Here is a 2,043-nt window from a genome sequence, read left to right as displayed (position 1 = left end):
TAACTCCTAACTCCTAACTCCTAACTCCTAACTCCTAACTCCTAACTCCTAACTCCTAACTCCTAACTCCTAACTCCTAACTCTTAACTTTTTTTCACTCATAACTTTTTTCACTCCTAACTTTGTAATTAAGCGTTGGGGAAGAGACGGGCAATTTCGGATTCATCAAAAACGCCGGCTGGCAGTTCTTCCCCTAACAAATCGTTATTTTCTTCGGTTTTTTGCAGTGATGTTTCATCACCCCAGACATCTGATAGCACATCACTAAATGCACTTTCATCTAGTGGACTATCTTCAATTACCTCGTCATCCAGCTTTACTTCTATTGCTGCTGTTGTGGCATCGAAAGTAATTTCCCCAAACTCATCTGCTTCTGCACTAGAAGTTTGAAGCGGCTCATCTTTTGAATCTTTGTCGTGAGATAAGGAAATATCACCAAAGCCATTTTCACTTTCCTCAGACTCGCTTAAACCCAGATTTGCATCATCAGAATCCACCATTGTGAACTGTTGAGATATCGCCGTCAACTCAAAGCCATTGCTATGAGAATGTGTCAATGTTTCATCTTCAGGCTTTTCATCAATGGCAGCTACGGCATTATGCACGTAATTCTCTTGTTCTGGTGTAATTTGGAAGCGGTTACCGAGAGCAAAATCTGGGTCAAAATGCAAATCCAGCACTTCAATCAGGGTATCAGCATCAGGATTAAGTTTGGCAAAAGGCAACATCAATTGCGCTAATTTTGGTTCTAGGGCGTTAACTACTCCCAGGATGAGGTAAGAAGGTGGTCGCTTCCCGCCATCAGGTGTGTACACTGATTCTACTTCCATGTGCAAGATAATCCAATCCCGATTTGCCTGGAAAAATTGCAACCACTTCTGCTTTAATGAATCTGTAAAGCTGTGAAAGAATGCCATGTTATTATTCCCCATCCTGAGAACTTGGTGATTTATACAATCATCAAGTCTAGTTCTTCTTCGGAATTAGGAACCTGGGGTTTACCCGGATTTAGATAAAAATCGGACAACAAAGAGAACAATTCGCGATCTGGTGAGTCGTTAGGTACAACGCCTTCGGGACGCGCCAAGATTTGGTCGGCAATGTTGAGATAATAATCGCAAACGTACTCCAGGGAAGGATCTTGCTCTGCCATTTCAAACAAAGTCTTACCTTTAACGCGAGAAACGCGAATATCTTCAATCAAAGGTAAAACCTCTAGAACTGGCATTGGCACTGCTTCTACATATTTTTCAATTAAGTCGCGCTTTGAGGTGCGGTTGCCAATTAACCCAGCTAAACGCAATGGGTGAGTCCGTGCTTTTTCCCGCACTGAAGCAGCAATGCGATTAGCAGCAAATAACGCATCAAAGCCGTTGTCAGTAACAATCAGGCAATAATCTGCATAGTTGAGTGGTGCTGCAAATCCACCGCAAACTACGTCACCGAGAACGTCAAACAAAATTACATCGTACTCATCAAAAGCGTTGAGTTCTTTAAGTAATTTTACTGTTTCCCCAACGACATAACCGCCACATCCAGCACCCGCAGGTGGTCCGCCAGCCTCTACGCAATCAACACCGCCGTAACCTTTGTATATCACGTCTTCTGGCCAGACATCTTCGTAGTGATAATCCTTTTCTTGGAGGGTGTCGATAATTGTGGGAATCAGAAACCCTGTGAGGGTGAAGGTGCTGTCATGTTTTGGGTCGCAGCCAATTTGCAGCACTTTCTTGCCACGTTTAGCTAGGGCGACGGATATATTACAGCTAGTTGTGGATTTGCCGATACCACCTTTTCCGTAGACTGCTAGTTTCACTGTTATTTGCCTCTTATAGCTTCTTGTCAAACTTGTGGCTCAAACGTTTGCCTTCACCTAGCCTGATATGGCAATGCGTGAAGTCTTGTGGTTGCCATTATTGTGCAAATTACAGAGAAAAGAAAGTGGGTTTAAAACTAAAAAACGTTCCTATATCGTTTAATTTAGCTTAAAAATTATTATTTGAGATTAAAAAGGTTTAAAAAGCTAAAATATAGTCAAAAAAC

2 protein-coding genes are annotated in these 2,043 nt (G+C 42.1%); both read right to left on the bottom strand.

What is annotated here, in order from left to right; translation table 11 throughout:
* Positions 1–128: 128 nt before the first annotated feature.
* Complete coding sequence (locus GNE10_RS34165; protein ID WP_185570456.1) at positions 129–917, bottom strand: DUF5331 domain-containing protein; 789 nt, start codon at positions 915–917, stop codon at positions 129–131.
* A 32-nt stretch (positions 918–949) separates the two neighbouring features.
* Positions 950–1,816 (bottom strand): ferredoxin:protochlorophyllide reductase (ATP-dependent) iron-sulfur ATP-binding protein, encoded by an 867-nt coding sequence (gene bchL, locus GNE10_RS34160; protein ID WP_185570455.1) that lies wholly within the window; start codon positions 1,814–1,816, stop codon positions 950–952.
* Positions 1,817–2,043: the final 227 nt, after the last annotated feature.

The sequence above is a fragment of the Nostoc sp. 2RC genome (genome assembly GCF_014222165.1).
In the GTDB taxonomy this organism is placed as follows: Bacteria; Cyanobacteriota; Cyanobacteriia; order Cyanobacteriales; family Nostocaceae; genus Nostoc; species Nostoc linckia.
The sequence above is the reverse complement of the archived record's forward strand: the minus strand, read 5'-3'. Positions and strand labels throughout refer to the sequence as shown.